The 16,711-nt window shown below is 39.8% G+C and carries 17 protein-coding genes and 1 pseudogene; 6 read left to right on the forward strand and 12 right to left on the reverse strand.

Annotation, left to right across the window (positions count from 1 at the left end; genetic code table 11):
* Positions 1-30: 30 nt before the first annotated feature.
* From ESY88_RS11095 to ESY88_RS11115, 5 genes are all read right to left on the reverse strand, one after another.
* Positions 31-213, reverse strand: a complete 183-nt coding sequence (locus ESY88_RS11095) for a CAL67264 family membrane protein (RefSeq protein ID WP_147086833.1) — start codon at positions 211-213, stop codon at positions 31-33.
* 96 nt (positions 214-309) lie between these two features.
* Positions 310-1,029 carry a pirin family protein gene (locus ESY88_RS11100; protein ID WP_147086834.1) on the reverse strand — a complete coding sequence of 240 codons (720 nt, stop codon included), beginning with the start codon at positions 1,027-1,029 and terminating at the stop codon, positions 310-312.
* Positions 1,030-1,139: 110 nt separating this feature from the next.
* A complete protein-coding gene (locus ESY88_RS11105; protein WP_147086835.1) occupies positions 1,140-1,577 on the reverse strand; it encodes a MarR family winged helix-turn-helix transcriptional regulator in 438 nt (145 codons plus the stop codon).
* Between the two features lie 30 nt (positions 1,578-1,607).
* Complete coding sequence (locus ESY88_RS11110; RefSeq protein WP_147086836.1) at positions 1,608-1,889, reverse strand: GNAT family N-acetyltransferase; 282 nt, start codon at positions 1,887-1,889, stop codon at positions 1,608-1,610.
* On the reverse strand, positions 1,889-2,419 hold the full coding sequence (locus tag ESY88_RS11115) for an NADPH-dependent FMN reductase (RefSeq protein WP_147086837.1): 531 nt from the start codon (positions 2,417-2,419) through the stop codon (positions 1,889-1,891). Before ESY88_RS11115 ends, ESY88_RS11110 begins: the two co-directional genes overlap by 1 nt.
* A gap of 141 nt (positions 2,420-2,560) precedes the next feature.
* Between ESY88_RS11115 and ESY88_RS11120 the strand changes: the two genes are divergently transcribed.
* The 4 genes and pseudogenes from ESY88_RS11120 to ESY88_RS11135 all read left to right on the forward strand — a co-directional run bounded on the left by ESY88_RS11120 (position 2,561) and on the right by ESY88_RS11135 (position 6,969).
* The gene (locus tag ESY88_RS11120; protein ID WP_147086838.1) at positions 2,561-4,189 is read left to right on the forward strand and encodes an acyl-CoA carboxylase subunit beta; all 1,629 of its coding nucleotides are present in this window, start codon (positions 2,561-2,563) and stop codon (positions 4,187-4,189) included.
* Positions 4,190-4,250: 61 nt separating this feature from the next.
* Positions 4,251-4,454 (forward strand): annotated as a pseudogene (locus ESY88_RS21440) (MFS transporter); the annotation flags it as partial.
* Positions 4,455-4,644: 190 nt separating this feature from the next.
* Positions 4,645-5,283: an outer membrane beta-barrel protein gene (locus ESY88_RS11130; protein WP_147086839.1), complete on the forward strand. Its 639-nt coding sequence runs from the start codon at positions 4,645-4,647 to the stop codon at positions 5,281-5,283.
* Between the two features lie 375 nt (positions 5,284-5,658).
* On the forward strand, positions 5,659-6,969 hold the full coding sequence (locus tag ESY88_RS11135; protein WP_147086840.1) for an MFS transporter: 1,311 nt from the start codon (positions 5,659-5,661) through the stop codon (positions 6,967-6,969).
* Between the two features lie 157 nt (positions 6,970-7,126).
* On the opposite strand, the gene ESY88_RS11140 is transcribed toward ESY88_RS11135, so the two are convergent.
* The 7 genes from ESY88_RS11140 to ESY88_RS11170 all read right to left on the reverse strand — a co-directional run bounded on the left by ESY88_RS11140 (position 7,127) and on the right by ESY88_RS11170 (position 14,883).
* Entirely contained in the window at positions 7,127-8,464 is a 1,338-nt protein-coding gene (locus ESY88_RS11140) for a M24 family metallopeptidase (RefSeq protein ID WP_147086841.1), read from the reverse strand.
* A gap of 110 nt (positions 8,465-8,574) precedes the next feature.
* Positions 8,575-10,011 (reverse strand): vWA domain-containing protein, encoded by a 1,437-nt coding sequence (locus ESY88_RS11145; RefSeq protein WP_147086842.1) that lies wholly within the window; start codon positions 10,009-10,011, stop codon positions 8,575-8,577.
* 80 nt (positions 10,012-10,091) lie between these two features.
* A complete protein-coding gene (locus ESY88_RS11150) occupies positions 10,092-11,168 on the reverse strand; it encodes an AMP-binding protein (protein ID WP_147086843.1) in 1,077 nt (358 codons plus the stop codon).
* Positions 11,165-12,148: a CPBP family intramembrane glutamic endopeptidase gene (locus tag ESY88_RS11155; protein ID WP_147086844.1), complete on the reverse strand. Its 984-nt coding sequence runs from the start codon at positions 12,146-12,148 to the stop codon at positions 11,165-11,167. Before ESY88_RS11155 ends, ESY88_RS11150 begins: the two co-directional genes overlap by 4 nt.
* A 31-nt stretch (positions 12,149-12,179) precedes the next feature.
* Positions 12,180-13,229, reverse strand: a complete 1,050-nt coding sequence (locus ESY88_RS11160) for an o-succinylbenzoate synthase (RefSeq protein ID WP_147086845.1) — start codon at positions 13,227-13,229, stop codon at positions 12,180-12,182.
* A 174-nt stretch (positions 13,230-13,403) separates the two neighbouring features.
* Positions 13,404-14,168, reverse strand: a complete 765-nt coding sequence (locus ESY88_RS11165) for a carbonic anhydrase family protein (RefSeq protein ID WP_147086846.1) — start codon at positions 14,166-14,168, stop codon at positions 13,404-13,406.
* Positions 14,169-14,193: 25 nt separating this feature from the next.
* A complete protein-coding gene (locus tag ESY88_RS11170) occupies positions 14,194-14,883 on the reverse strand; it encodes a DUF2490 domain-containing protein (protein ID WP_147086847.1) in 690 nt (229 codons plus the stop codon).
* Positions 14,884-15,021: 138 nt separating this feature from the next.
* On the opposite strand from ESY88_RS11170, the gene ESY88_RS11175 reads away from it, so the two are divergent.
* Entirely contained in the window at positions 15,022-15,978 is a 957-nt protein-coding gene (locus ESY88_RS11175) for a sterol desaturase family protein (protein WP_147086848.1), read from the forward strand.
* 237 nt (positions 15,979-16,215) lie between these two features.
* On the forward strand, positions 16,216-16,605 hold the full coding sequence (locus ESY88_RS11180; RefSeq protein WP_147086849.1) for an SDR family NAD(P)-dependent oxidoreductase: 390 nt from the start codon (positions 16,216-16,218) through the stop codon (positions 16,603-16,605).
* Positions 16,606-16,711: the final 106 nt, after the last annotated feature.

Genomic DNA, 16,711 nt, shown 5'->3' on the forward strand with positions numbered 1-16,711 from the left:
CGTGGACTGAAATCTGCGACTGAGAACTAATTAAACCCTCCCCTTAAGCGCATTGAAGACCCAAGCAATAGCGAAAAAGCCAACGCCAACGGCGCCAAATCCCCAGCCAGCAACGTCATCATATCTAAAGGCACCCATGGCCATTAAGCCTAAGCCTACTATTATCATGATTGTGGTAGCCCAAGCCAACACTGTATTTTTGTTCATTGCCATAATTCATTCTGTTTTAAGGGAACTACAAATATCGTATATTTTTGAAGAAAAGAGTAGCCTTTATTAAAATGCTTATTTTAGAGCTTCATTCGTGCTTTAGTGCATAGGCACCTCAATCAACAACAACTCCGAATCTTCTTTAGAATTGATTATGAATGAATCCGTTTCTGAAACACCTATCGCATCCCTTTGCTGTAGCTCATCTGTTCCAATTGAAACAGTACCGTGAATCGTCATTATATAAACACCTTGAGTTTTACCACCGACAGTGTAATCAAAGGTTTTTCCTTTGCTTAAATCCAATCTGGAAATTTTGGCGTTTTGATGAATATGCAGACTTCCATCAACTGGACTATCAATTGAAGACACGACGGTTTGGAGCTTATCTCGACGTGCTGAAGCATCGAATCGCTTCTGTCCATAACGCGGCTCCACGTTGCGTTTATTTGGCATGATCCATATTTGGAATAGATTCAAGTGTTCATCATTGCTTCCGTTCATTTCGGAGTGCGACACCCCAGTGCCGGCAGACATAATCTGAACCTCTCCAGCTTCAATCGCTTGCCAAGCATCTTTCATAGTATCGCGATGCTTCAAACTGCCACTCAATGGGATTGTGATGATTTCCATATTATCGTGCGGGTGGGTTCCAAAACCCATTTTTGCCGCAATAATGTCATCATTTAAAACGCGTAATGCGCCGAAGCTCATTTTGTCTTTATCAAAATAATTCGCGAAACTAAAGGAATGGTTGGCCTGCAACCAGCCGTGATTGGCCTGGCCTCTATCTGCTGCTTTGTGTATCACTGTTTTCATATCCATGTTCCCTAAAGCGGGTATTGTTTGTGCTTGATTTAACTTTTAGGTGTAATATCTTGGTTATCATAATTTTACTCAATATTATGAGACTAAAGTTTTTAAAAGGACTAGCGCATCTTATCTAAAAGTGTGCTGAGTTGTTCGGCTTCTATTTCAGAGAGGTTTTTTAGTAACTCCTGGTTAAGATCGCTGGGAATTGAAGTCAAAAGTTCGTCTCCTTTATTGGTCAATTTAATTTTGACAACCCGACGATCTGCTTCCGAAGCAATACGAGAAATGAGTTGTTTGGCGCAGAGCTTATCCATCAAACGGGTGGTATTGGGTGAGCGCTCAATCATGCGATCCTTTATGGTTTGCACCTTCAAGGGTTCTGCCGAGCCGCGAAGAATCCTTAAGATATTATATTGTTGCGGCGAGATTCCGTAGCTTTTCAAATAGCTTGTTTGTGCACTCGAAATCCAATTGGCGGTATAAAGAATATTCAGCAAGGCCTTGACACGATGGCTGGTAAATCTCGAGTGGATGTCCTTAGCTAAGTCTCCCATATCATCTCATTTTTTTTAATTCCGAAGCAGTCAAATTAAAACATCGTTATAATCTGTATTTTTCTTTAAGGCCGATTTTGCATAACTGCAAGTCGCTCTAACCTTCAAGTTGTGTTCTCTCGCATAAGCCACGGCAGCATCCAATAATTTATGGGCGACACCCTGTCCTTGAAGCGATTCATCCACTTCGGTATGGTCGATGTTCATTTTAGCGTCGGTTTCCTGCTGAAAGGTCATCTTAGCGACTTCATTTCCTTGTTTTTCAATATAAAATCGACCGCCTTTAGCGTTAATTTCTGTTTTGATTTCCACTATAAGCTGTTTTTAAATTGTTTGACTTCTTCCAATAGTTCTGTATTCATGGCTTCATTGGTAATTTTTCCGTCGGAAAAATTCTCGTTAAAAGACGGCAATGAGAACTTACCAACAATATTGGCATCATGACGCGGAAAGCGATCCATCGCCATCTCCAAAACCGATTGGCCTCCCTTCGCTCCTGGTGAGGTCGCCATTAAAAGCATTGGTTTCCCCAACCAGTTCTTCTGCTCAGCCCGTGACAGCCAATCAAAAAGATTTTTAAATACTGCGGAATAGGCTCCGTTGTTTTCAGCAAGCGAAAGGATGATGCCATCTGTTGTTTTGAGTAATTCCAAAAACCGAGTCGCATTATTCGGAATGCCTTCCGAAGCCTCCAAATCCTTACTGTAAATAGGCGTAGTGAAATCGTTGAGGTCTAAAATAAGCGCTTCGGCATTGTCCACCAAAAAAGCGGCGTAAGTCGCCAATTGCTTGTTAATGGAATCTGAACTGTTGCTACCTGCAAAGGCTATAATGTGTTTCATAAATTAAAGTGTTTATGAAGTGAAGGTAATTAAAATGCATTTATCTTCCAAGGAAACTATTTCCGTGTCATTCATTTTAACAAAACATTCACTTCCACAACTTCTTTAGGTTTTGTAAATTCGTTCCAAACTTAAAAACTCATGGATTTAAACTTCAACAAAAACGAAGATCACAATAAGTTACTGCTTTCCGATTTGAGAAAACGCTTGGCGCAAGTGAAATTGGGCGGCGGTCAAAAGCGCATCGATAAACATCACGAAAAAGGCAAAATGACCGCAAGGGAGCGCGTTGATTTTCTTTTGGACTCCAAAAAACCATCCATTGAAATCGCTGCTTTTGCTGGCGAGGACATGTATGAAGAACATGGTGGCTGCCCCTCTGGAGGTGTTGTGGTTAAAATGGGTTATGTGAAAGGCAAGCAATGCATTGTCGTTGCCAATGATGCCACCGTGAAAGCTGGCGCTTGGTTCCCCATCACAGGGAAGAAAAATTTGAGAGCACAGGAAATCGCCATAGAAAACCGATTGCCAATTATCTATTTGGTGGATTCTGCCGGTGTTTATTTGCCTTTGCAGGATGAGATTTTCCCCGATAAGGAACATTTTGGGCGCATCTTTAGGAACAACGCGGTGATGAGCAGCATGGGCATTACCCAAATTGCAGCGGTCATGGGCAGTTGTGTCGCTGGTGGTGCTTATTTGCCAATTATGAGCGATGAGGCCTTGATTGTCGAAAAAACCGGAAGTATTTTTCTCGCCGGAAGCTATCTCGTCAAAGCAGCCATTGGAGAATCCATTGATAATGAAACGCTCGGTGGCGCCACGACGCATTGTGAAATCTCTGGGGTTACCGATTATAAAGCCAAGGATGATAAGGATGCGCTGGAAACCATCCAACGTTTGATGGATAAAATTGGCGATTACGACAAAGCCGGATTTAATAGGGTTGACGCTAAAAAGCCGAAAGAAAACGTGGATGATATCTTCGGAATAGTGCCTCGTTCGCGGGCCGATCAATATGATATGAAAGAAATCATCAAACGTTTGGTAGACAAAAGCGAATTTGATGAATATAAGGAAGGCTACGGAAAAACCATCATAACCGCATACGCGAGAATTGATGGATGGTCTGTTGGGATTGTCGCCAATCAACGCAAATTGGTAAAAACCAAAGGCGGCGAAATGCAGTTTGGTGGCGTGATCTACAACGACAGTGCCGATAAGGCCACACGATTTATCGCCAACTGCAATCAAAAGAAAATCCCTTTGGTGTTTTTGCAGGATGTTACTGGTTTTATGGTGGGCAGTAAATCTGAACATGGTGGCATCATCAAAGATGGTGCTAAAATGGTAAATGCCGTGAGCAACTCCGTTGTGCCTAAATTCACCATCATTATTGGCAATAGTTACGGCGCAGGAAATTACGCCATGTGCGGTAAAGCCTACGATCCACGGTTGATCGTCGCTTGGCCAAGTGCTGAATTGGCGGTAATGAGCGGTAATAGCGCAGCAAAAGTGTTGTTACAGATTGAAACTGCCTCCCTCAAGAAAAAGGGCGAGAAAATTACCGAGGAAAAAGAAAAGGAACTTTTTGACAAGATCAAGAACCGTTATGACAAACAAGTGTCGCCGTATTACGCAGCCGCTAGAATCTGGACTGATGCCGTGATTGATCCCTTAGACACTAGAACGTGGATTAGCATGGGGATTGAAGCTGCAAACCACGCCCCTATTGAGAAGAAGTTTAATATGGGTGTTTTACAGGTTTAATTCTTGAGATTCCAAAATGCAATCATAAAATTTCAAATTTCAGGATGGTAAAAAGAGATAGATTAGTCTCGATTTTACCATCCTACTTTTGATCCTTGGCGGCGAAGCAGTATTCATATTGCCGTTTGTGCTCCAGCGAACATTTAGACCCACTTTTTTAGAGACCTTTGCCATCACCAACACCCAACTTGGCAGTTGCTTTTCGGTCTATGGCATTGTGGCGTTATTTTCTTATTTGTTTGGTGGGCCATTGGCAGGAAATTTTCGTCTGTAGGTTTAGAAATTGACTGTTTTACTTTAACTAAATCAAGGATAAATTCTATTTCAGTAATATTCAAAATTCAGTTCAATCGTAAACTATTGAAGTTCAAGCATACTCCACATAATTGAAAAACACCCTTAAAACATGGCTTAATTGTTGACCTAAAAATGCACATAACTTTAAAACTATTATTGTGAGAAAATTATGTACAGTATTGTTTTTGGTAATTACTGCATCCATTTATGGACAGGACAATGAAGAGAAATTTCTAATTGAAACCGGAACCTGGAATTTAGAAGGTTCCTTTTCAATAAACTCCGCAAAAAGCGAATTTTTTGAGAATGACAATTTAAAAAGCGAGTTTTTTGGCTTTAGTATCTCGCCTAAGGTCGGATACGCCATTCAAGACAATCTTGTTATTGGATTGGGTTTAGGGTACTCATATTCAGAATCTGAATTTGGGAATCAACAAGCATTAAATAGCGACAGAAATAGTAATTCTTATAGTATTTTTCCCTACATAAAGAAATTTATTCCCATTGGAAAAAAAATGGCTTTTCATCTTCAGGGCGAAACCAGATATTCATTGGGCAGCACCAATTTTGAAAATAGTGGTATTGAAGAAAGAGAAAGTAAATCTTTCTTTATTGGTATTAGACCTGGAGTAAGTTACTTTCTATCAAAAAGCATTTTACTTCAAGCAAATTTTGGTCAGTTGGGCTACGAGAATAATCAAATAAAAGTTGGTGATACGGATGATTCTGAAACAGATGTTTTTGGGTTTGATATCAGTTCCTCAAATATTATATTCGGGTTGACGGTACTTTTTTAAGATTACTAAATAATGATGGTTGAAGTTGTTTTATAACACCTACAAATTTCACTTTTTTGCCTCACACCGCTTTTATATGAAGTGAATGCGACATCTCCCTACATTATAGTTCTTATCAAAAAGGGCTTATCTCTTTTAAAATACCAAAATGAAAGTTCGGCTAAAACCGAACTTTTTTAGTATATATTTACCGTTGTTTATGAAGCTGCAGTAATCCACAAACTGGCACCCATAAGATTAGCACCAAAAGAGTAGAAAAGAAATACACAAGTGAGGGAAAACCTTTGTTTGAGTTGAGGGTTTTTACCAATTGCCCACTAAATTTTACAAACGAAACCATAAACATCATTAAAAAGACTACAATTCTTACCAATCTTGAAAACAAAACTAAAATCAACACTAACCATCATCCTTCTTATCTTAGCCGGTGAGGCCGTCTTTATCCTACCTTTTGTTCTTCAACGCATATTTAGACCCACCTTTTTAGAAACCTTTGCCATCAACAACACGCAACTTGGCAGTTGTTTTTCGGTCTATGGCATTGTAGCGTTATTTTCTTATTTGTTCGGTGGGCCATTGGCAGATAAATTTAGACCACATGTTTTAATGTCGGTCGCTTTGATTTTAACAGCCTCTGGCGGATTTTATCTCGCCTCCTACCCTTCACTTTTAAATTTGCACATTCTTTACGGTTTTTGGGGCTTTACCACCATATTCCTGTTTTGGGCAGCAATGATCAAAGCCACTAGAATTTGGGGCGGTAAAAACCGACAGGGCATCGCTTTCGGGTTTTTGGATGGTGGGCGCGGATTGGTGGCTGCGCTTTTTGGCTCTGCCGGTGTATTTGTGTTTTCGCTCTACATATCCAAGGACATTGAATTTACAACTTTACAAGAACGACAAATCGCTTTTAAGCAGGTCATTCTTTATGCGTCTATCGTGATTTCCGTTATTGGTGTATTGGTTTTCTTTTTTTTGAAGAACCTACAATCAAGCACTGCGGATTCTGATTTATCTGTAGAGACGATGGCAGCTAATTCCCAAACCCTAACAATTGACAACTTTAAAGCAGTCATGCAATATAGAGCGGTTTGGCTCTTGATGATCATTATATTATGTGCCTATTTTGGTTATAAAATGACCGATATTTTCAGCTTGTACGCCAATCAAGTGATGTTGTACGATGAAATAAAATCTGCAAAAATTGGAACGTATTTACTGTACATGAGACCAATTATCGGGGTGGTTATTGGGGGGCTTGCAGATAGGACCAGAGCCACACTTTGGATCGTTATTGGTTTTGTTTTAATGGTATTGACCAGTTTATTATTTGCATCTGGTATCGTCAATTCAAACACAACACTGTTATTTGTATTATCAATTGGTATTATGGCCTTGGGCGTTTACTCGGCAAGAGTCCTATATTTTGCGGTTTTGGAAGAAGCTAAAATCCCATTGGCCATTACGGGCACTGCGGTTGGTTTTATCTCTGTGGTGGGTTATACGCCAGATATTTTTGCTGGCCCGCTTATGGGCTATTTTTTAGATGCCAATCCTGGTGCTGTTGGCCTTGAACATACTTTTGGGTTGATGGTAGGATTCTCTGTGGTTGGATTGGTGGCATCGGTTGTATTGTGGCGCCGCAGTGGCAAAGCGACCGTAATTACAAAACAAAAAAGTCGTTAAGCTTTTGCCAATCACACTGTAATAGTTACTGCAACCTACTTTCGCCATTGATCTCTGTAAACCTTTGCGAATTTTCGTTTAACAGCGTGGCTATTCTACAGGGTTTCACAACGCAGTACGAGTTTCACGTATAGAAAAGCCAATTTACCTATTTAGCTTAATTACCCAGTTGCTCCTTAACTCGTGGTATGGTCAAAAGTTTGGTTTGTCTTCCGTTGACATAACGAAAACCGTCTGTTCCATAAAAGCCAGCTTCTTCCAACATAATCCTGATATCCCGTTTCCACTCGGGGATGTTCACGGTAGTATTCAACTCTATGGCATAAACCGTGTTTGGATATAAAGGATAATCCCCTGCTCCTTCCACACCTTGTTGTGAATCCCACATCCCGATTGTGGGCCCAGCAGAATGTCCATAACTCCCAAGTGGATGTGTATATATCGAGGGTTTCAGTCCTTCTTCTTTAGCTGTACTTAAAGATTTCAATAAAATGTCGTTTCCTGTTTTTCCGGTTTCAAAATTAGCAGTGAATATATCCTGAAGTCGATTTCCTTCAGCTAGGGCGTCTGTTAAAAACTGTGGTGGTTTTGTTTCATTTGGTTTAAGAACATAGGCCAACTCTTGACAATCGGTATTGAGTCTTAAATAGGTAATCCCAAAATCACAATGTATCAAATCGCCTGGCATTATAATTTGTTGTTCTGGCCTATCTGAAAACGAATATAGGTGTCCTTGAAGCTCGTTCTGGGTTCGTTGCACATCAACCGTAGGATGAAACCAAGTTTCAAGACCTAAATCACTCACTTTTTGACGCATCCACCACTCTACATCAGAGGTTGTGGTGATGCCAGCCGTAATGACTTTTTCAGAAAAAGCTTCGGCAATAATATCGTGAGTAATAGCAACCAACTGATTGTAGATAACCATTTCACGTTCAGTTCTCGTTTCTATCCAAGCGACTGCCAATTTTTCTGCGGAAACCACTTTCGGTTTCAATTGTTTGGGCAAGATTTCCATAAATTCGTCAAAATCGGTTTTGTCAAGACCATCGGCAATATTGAAATGTTTGGAATAATTCAATCCAATCCTTTCCGGATTTCGTTCTTCAATAATCGCTACTAAGCGCTTCCATTGGTTAGGCTCTTGCTCTTTGTCCCATGCCGATTTAATGTTATCACCAAAATCATAACGCGCCACTGCTAATTTTTCTATCGTATTTTTAGCTGAGTCTCTATAGAAAACGATTATCGTTCTACGTCTAGCATTGAGCCACTTTGCAGGAAGCATGGTTTTCAATACGGGGTCTTCGTTATATTCCCTTGAAATTAATATCCACATATCCAGTGCTGCTCGATCCATCAATTCTGGCAACACATTATTGAAGCGGTCTGCTAGAATCTCGTCTATGACTTGGGCCTGCTTTTCTACTGATAGAATTTGTTGGGCATTGAGCTGAAACGATAAAGACAAAAATAGCAAGCAAATTAGTTTCATGATCTTTGAGAATTTTCCTTAAAATTACTCAAAATTGAACACATTCATTAAAAAAGCGGCTAGAAATAGCCGCTTCAATTTTGTGAAGTGATATTCTAAAAATCATCTTGCTAAGACGCCACTCCCGCATATTTCTCAATCAATCTAACAATTAAATCATTTAATTTTTCAACTTTGAACTTATCGGTCGTAGGATCGATATGAGCATTTCCAATACCACTATCATCGGTAAGAAAAACGTAAGTTCCATTGGTTGAAACGCTAAAGAAACGCATCAAAAACTCTACATTTTTATTGGCACCACTGGCTACAATAGGAATAATCTTGATGCCCTTGGCTTGGGCAAGTTTAATCTGTTCTTTTATAATCGTTACATTTTCTTGAGTTAAATGTGGAGGTGCATCCAGTAACAAAAACAACAATTTAGATTTAGCGTTTTCGTTCCAACTTTTGCTCATCGAGGTCGCCAATCCTTGTTCAACAGCCTCTTCATAATCCCCTCCGCCACCGGCATGTTGATTGGCTAAGATGTCCTGTACACTTTTAACATCTTCATTGAAATCAAAATCCTTAACCACATAATCATCACCATGATCACGATAGAAGGTCAAGGCTACTCGCTTTTTAGCAATGCTTTGGTCCAAACGTGAAATGATATTTTGCAACTCAGCTTTTAGATAATCAATCTCATCGCCCATAGAACCCGTAGCATCAATTGTAAACATGATGTCAATGTCGTTGGACTGTTGCTTTTGATCCAAAACAAACCTCACCTCGTCATACGAACTGGTTATTTTTTGTCCCGTTACTTTTCCATCTTGCTGAATTTGCACTGTGAAATACTCATCTTTACACTTATGGCTAAAATCTTTAAACAAGACGGCTTTGCCAGTCATGTCTGTTCGTGAGCTCATTATTTTTTCTCTGGCATTGTTGTAAAGTGATACAGGTACATTATTGATAGCATGGCCTTCTGCATCCCTTACATCAACAACAACCCTATCTTCTAGCGAAAACTCCCAGTTTTTTTGGATGTACTTATATTCAGATTTTCTTAGGGCTTTAAGCCATTCGTCCCATTTCTCGATATCGTTAATTTCGCCGGCAGTTAATTGACCATAACTAGGTTGGTTATTTACAGACACCCCTGATACTTTGCCAGAAATTGAGCTAGCACCCCGAATTGCAATTGAAGATGAAGATGATTTTGACGCTCTTGAACCATAAGCTGTAACCACCACTTCTTCTAAAGCAGCTGAATCTTCTTTTAAAACAACGTCTAACTTAGTGCTATTGGCAACTTTGATTTCTTGTATTTCAAACCCAACGTATGAGAAGATTAGCGTTTTGCCAATGGCCGTTTCAATACTATATTTACCATCAAAATCGGTTTGTGTACCTTTAGTCGTGCCCTTGATTGTCACATTTGCACCAGGTAAAGGTGCGCCGTCGTTTGAAGAACTAACGGTTCCTTTGATCCTAATGTCTTGTGCATTGACATGCATCCCGATTAGAAGTACGAATGCCATTTTAAATAACTGTTTCATGATGGTTTGTGTTTAAAGTTGAACACAAACCTAAAGGAGTTATCTGTTTTATAAAATGAAGAATGAGTGAAACACCGGTTTCAATGAGTCATTGGCCCTAGAATCGCTTCGTAGGTTTTTTGGCGTTGGATTTTCTTGGTTTCGGTTTCTATAAACTTCGGAAGGTTGTAGATTTTCTTCGGAACTTCAAATTTTTCCAAATCGGCAAACACTGAATCCTCCAATGCGTTGGAAGTACCTTCAAGGATCAAAATAACTTTGTCGCCCAAATCGGCATCGGGTTCTGAAGCGATAAAGAAGCGCTTTTCAATTTTTTCCTGAAGCTTCTCTTCTACCAATTCTGGAAACACTTTAACCCCTCCAGAATTGATCATATTGTCATATCGGCCTATGATTTTAAAACGATCTTCAGCAATCAATTCTACAATATCGTTGGTCACGATTTGATTATCAGCAATTTTGGCTGCATTGATGACCAGGCAATTCCGGTCGTCCTTGCTAATTTGAATGTCACGCAACACTTGAAAATCTGGCGCGGCTCCTGAAGAACCATTTAAAGCCTTAACTGCAATGTGGCTTACAGTTTCGGTCATGCCGTAGGTCTCAAAGACGCGAGCCTCCACTTTGACAAGTTCCGTTATAATGGCTTTTGAGACTGAAGCTCCGCCCACAATAAGGATTTTGATGCACTTTAAGCGGTTCAGGGAATTTTTGAGCTGCAGCGGAATCATCGCACAGAAATCATACCTTTTTTCATCATCATAAGCAGGATTGGAAGATGGTGCCACCACATCCAACTCCAGACCCAGAATCATGGCGCGAACCAACATCATTTTACCTGCGATGTAACGACTAGGCAAACAGTGTAGTGCGGTGTCTCCCGGACTGATATTAAAAAAATCACCTGTCATCAAGGCCGATTCAATCATTGCATCCTTTTGGATGACAACATCTTTGGGTATCCCGGTGGAACCAGAGGTTTTTACCTTTACAAAAGGATTAGCATCTAACCAATCCAACAAAAAGTCGCCCATATTCTTTTCATAGGCCTCGCCTTCTTTGACCAAGCTGTAAGCCACTTCCTTGAGCTGTTCGTGATCGTATTTGATGCCGTTGAGCTTGAATTTTAAATGTACTTTATCGTATGTTGGTGTCATAGTGAGTTGTATTCTGTAGGATTATTTCCAATGATTTTATAATCTTCATTTGGCGGTTCATGCACTTTGCCAAATAATTTCTCTTTCCAATTTGTCCATTTGTAAACTTTCGAGAAAATAAACAACAAGATAGGAAATATGATGAAGACTGGTAAGACCAAATCCATAAATTCTAGCTTCGGCTCGGCAATATCCTTTAAAATGGAATGGGTTTGAAAGGCTGTCCAATCACTCGTCACTAACAATGCAGTGAATAAATTATTGGCAGCGTGAAAGCCTAGAGCCAATTCTGTACCTTCATCCATTAGGGTGAGTATGCCCAGAAAAAGCCCCGTGCCAATGTAATAAACCATCAAACTATAGCCCAATTTGCCCACTTCTGGGTTGGCGATGTGCAGGGTTCCAAAAATCACGGATGTCATTAGCAAAGGAAACCACTTATTCTTGGCCAACATCCCAAAACCCTGCATCAAATAGCCTCTAAACACATACTCTTCCAAGCTGGTTTGAATGGGTACCAGTGCCACAGCAATCACAAATAGAATCAAAAACCGTTGTGGTTCAAAATTTAAGACATAGGCTTCAGGGTTGAGATAGAAATAATCGACCAACACCAATGAGGAAGAAATAATGCCCCAAAACAAAAAAGCAAACCAAATGCGCTTCCAATCCAATTTTGGACGAGACGTGGCAACGGCGGTCATGGTTTGATTGTGTACATATTTAACCGCTAGAAACAAGCCTATAAAACCTACCGCGAAAGACAGCAGCAGCAAGAATAATAGCATATTGGAATCCAATATTGAGTAAATGGTACCTTCATTCATGTTCATAAGGTCTCCTCCGTCTTGCCAGACTCTGTAAATCACGGCCAAAGTTAGTGGTGCTTGCCCCACTAGGGCTGCTGCGAAAATAATCAATGAACCGACGAGGTATCTCCAGAAATCGTGTTTTGCCTTAAAAGCTTGTGCTATAAACATGGGCTGTTTATGTAAGTAGTTAGATTTGTATTCAAAATTGAAACCCTAAGTTTTTCAGGTCCCAATGCTTATTTTGATCGTAGTGCAAGTTAGCATTTTTTACTTTTAACGGCGAATCAAAATTGTTGGAAAATAAACTTCCCGTCCCCAAACCTTGAGGCATTTGATTTTGCAAGGTGTAGGTCCATTGCGCAATGGCATTGAGACCAATATTACTCTCCAAAGCACTAGTGACCCACCACCCAATTTGTTGTTTTTCGGCCAGATCAATCCAGTTTTGGCTGCCTGTAAAACCGCCTATTAAAGTGGGTTTTAGAATGATGTACTGCGGATTTATAATCTGCAACAGCTCTTGTTTTTTTTCTTCGGAAAACACGCCAATCAGCTCCTCATCCAGCGCAATGGGCAAAGGCGTTTGTTCACACAAACCTGCCATGGCTTCGGTTTGGCCTTGCTGGATGGGCTGTTCTATGGAATGTAAATCGAAATGGGAGAGTCGTTTTAATTTTTCCAATGCGTTTTCCGCTGAAAAAGCGCCATTCGCATCCACTCTCAATTCGATATCTGCTGCTGAAAATTCCTCACGAATGGATTTAAGCAGCCCAATTTCCGAAGCAAAATCAATGGCACCAATTTTCATTTTGATGCAACGGAAGCCTGAGTCAAGCTTCTCTTTGATTTGCTGTTTCATGAATGTTTCAGAACCCATCCATATCAAACCATTGATGTTGATGTGGTCAATACCTTTGGTAAATGCTGAAGGAAACAGGTCAAAAACATCTTTGGATTCCAAAGAGTTGAAAGCCATTTCCAACCCGCATTGTATGCTGGGGAATTCTTGCAGTCTCAATACTAAATTTTCGAGTCCAAGATGGATGTTGTCGCAGGCCCATTGGAGTTTGCTTTCAAAATCTGGACGATCATCAACACTTAAACCCTTGAACATGCCGCACTCTCCGATGCCCTTTTTGCCATCACGGCAAATAATCAAAAACCAGGTATCCTTGGTTTTTAGGATGCCCCGGGAGGTACCGCTTGCTTGCTTGAAATTGAGTAGGTGTTTGTGGTAGGTAGCTGTCATATACTTACAAAAATACGCATAAAAAAAAGCTGGTGTTTTATATAAACACCAACTTTTTGGCAAATTCAAATCGGGATGACTTTTAATCAATAACCTCGAGGCCCACAAGGTATGAATAGAAAGATGTTCTTTGTATTTCGAGGCAAGCCTCGGGGAATAGAACCCTCTATGGATTTAATTTAGAAACTTCACTTTTCCCGTTTCCATGTCATACACGGCAGCAACAATCTTCAATTTTCCATTTGACTCAAGTTCTGCCATTCTTGGCGAGCTTGCTCTAATGTCTTTTACTGTTCGCTTGGCGTTATTAGTGATCACATCATTCGTGAAAGCGAGATTTTTAGAGGATACATCTCCATTTTTTTCTGTAGCTTCTACAGAAGGTTTAATCTCATTCAATAAATCAGCAAGAGCATTCATGCCCATGGATGCCGCATCCGTATTATCAATGGCATGGTGCACTGCCCCACAGGCTGTGTGTCCCATCACAATCACAACTTTAGAACCAGCCACAGCTGTTGCAAACTCCATAGAACCAACGATATCTTTATTTTCGATGTTACCCGCCACTCTAGCTACGAAAATATCTCCAATACCTAAATCAAAAACATCTTCCACGGGTACGCGGCTGTCCACGCATGACAGCACAATTGCCTTTGGGTATTGACCGATGGTTGCCATCCTACGCTGTGCAGAGTGGTCGCGCCTGGTAAGATTGTTACTCACAAAGTTCTCATTCCCTTTTTTCAAGCGTCCGATGATTTCATCAGGAGACATGCTGCCTTGTTCTTCAGCAGTCATAATACTCCTAATCGGTGTTTGTTGCACTTGTTGTGGCTCTGATGCCATATTAGTGTCTGTTTCCTTTTTATTGTTTTCACAAGACATGAGTCCTAAACAAAGCATTGCGATACTGATTTTTCTAATAGTTGTTGTCATAGCATTTATATTTAAGGTTAATTGATTAAAAATTATGATGGAAACTGAACTGCAATTGACCCTTTCCCCAAGCGTCTGTTTTTTGATTCATCCATCCCAATTGAATCCGTTGTCCTTCCCTTAAAACATAACCCATTCCCAAATAAGTCCGGTTGCGGTCAAATAATTCAACTGTTCTCCCATCGCCAATATCTTCCTGTCCATTGATGAATAATTCGTTGTAAAGCGCCGTATAAATAGCTCCTTTGTCTAAGGCGCTTTTATTGATTGGGATATTCAAGAATAAATTATACCGATAGCGTGTTCTAAAATCCTGATCCTCCACAAACCTTTGTTCGTATCGAAATCGATGTGTCAAATAGATTCTATTCCCTAATTTTTGAGGAAATAAGACTTCCTGATACATTCGATTCTCACCAGTCGTTTCATCAGCGTCGCCAAATGCTCCTGTTGTAATATTGGCATAACCTAATGTTAGCAGGACATTGGTGTCTTTAGGGGTGTAAGTAAAACCGGTTCTAATTAGCAGTTGTTCTAAATCTCCTATGACATTCCAATTACGATGCTGCACATCACCTTGAATTCCGAACTGGCTGTTTTTAAACTGATGATTGAAAAAGTACATGTACCATGCTCCTATTTTTGATTCGTCTACTTGAGCAGAAATTTGATAGCTCAACAAAAATGTAATGATCACTAACAGGTACTTTTTCATATGAATTGTTTTCCTTGCAAATATAATAGTAAGACTATTATTTTAGCGAATCATACTATTATTTAACTTCATTTTAACTAATCAAAATAGGCCTGTGATTTGCAATCACAATGTCGTAATTTAGGGAAAAATAGGTCTATGCCAGAATTTCCAGATATCATCCTTTTTGCCATTCCGTTTTTTATCATTTCGATGATGTTGGAATTGTACGTCACAACCAAAGAAAACATACAGACCTATGAAAAGAAAGATGCTTTTTCATCCATTGCAATGGGGATTGGCAATGTAGTTCTGGGCTTTTTGAGTAAGGCATTAGTGCTTTTGGCTTTTATGTTTATCTACACTAATTTTAGGGTGTTTACGATTCCATTTGCCTGGTGGTCACTTATGTTGCTGTTTTTGGCTGATGATTTTTCTTATTATTGGTTTCATCGCATTTCGCACGAATGCCGTTTATTTTGGGCATCACATATTGTGCATCATTCATCACAAAAATACAATTTGAGCACTGCCTTGCGTCAAACTTGGTCTGGCGGATTTTATTCGTTTGTGTTCTGGCTGTGGCTCCCATTGATTGGTTTCCATCCTGGGATGATTTTGTTGCAAATGGCTATTAGCCTGCTTTACCAATTTTGGATTCATACTGAGGCCATTGACAAAATGCCAAAATGGTTTGAAGCAGTTTTCAACACACCTTCACACCATAGAGTCCATCATGGCAGCAATCCTCTCTATCTTGATAGAAACCACGCTGGTATTTTGATTATTTGGGATAAACTATTTGGCACATTCCAAGCTGAACTAAAAGCGGAAAAGGTTATTTATGGGCTAACATCAAATATAAACACTTACAATCCGTTGAAAATCGCTTTCCACGAGTGGATTTCTATGTCTAAAGACAGCTTTACCGGAAAAAAATCTTTCAAAAATCGCTTAAAATATCTCCTAAAACCACCAGGTTGGAAACATGATGGAACAGGCAAGCTTAGTGATGATTTGAGGAAAGAATGGCGGGAAAAAGGAGACCGTTCACAAGCGCAGTGTTCCGTTGGCAGCAAAAAAGCAGATCGTTTGCAGAAGCACTCCCAGTATTAAGTGGGACATAAAAAATGAAATCGTTTTTGATAGAGCCTGTTTAATTTTAATGCCAACCTGCCTTGCGCCGTTCAGAGACAGAAAGTTAAGCCTAGATCAAGATTGCTATTGGGATTGCAAAAAATCTTTCCGAGTGCTGCGCTTAGATCTCATGGTCGATGTTTAAATTACAATATTGTAATTAACATTTTATTTTGTTGTTTGAATTTCATTTCAACTTCAACTTTAAATTAAAGTATGGATTTCAAAAATAAAATTATTTGGATTACAGGCGCTTCCAGCGGGATTGGAAAAGGATTGGCTAAAGAGCTCTCAAAAAACGATTGTAAACTAATACTTTCTTCAAGACGCCAAGAGTCGCTTGAAGCCGTTAAAAGCGAGTGTCAACAGCCTGAGTCTATCGCTATCCTGCCATTTGATTTGGGAGATTATGAAAACCTAAAACCCATTGCTGAAAAAGCAATCCAACTTTTTGGAAAAATTGATATCCTTATCAATAACGGTGGCATAAGTCAGCGATCTCTGGTAATTGACACCAACATCAGTGTCGATAAAAGATTGATGGAGGTCAATTATTTAGGAACAGTTGGTCTGTCTAAAGCCTTGTCCTGTTTTCGACAATTTTAAAAGTCAATATTCATAAGTTATTTATATTCAAATAGTTGTGATTTTTTTTAGTTAAAAATGGGTGTCCCAGAGCGCTATTTTTCTATTTTTAGCGCATGTTTGTTAG

Source organism: Subsaximicrobium wynnwilliamsii, from assembly GCF_007997225.1.
Taxonomy (GTDB): domain Bacteria; phylum Bacteroidota; class Bacteroidia; order Flavobacteriales; family Flavobacteriaceae; genus Psychroserpens; species Psychroserpens wynnwilliamsii.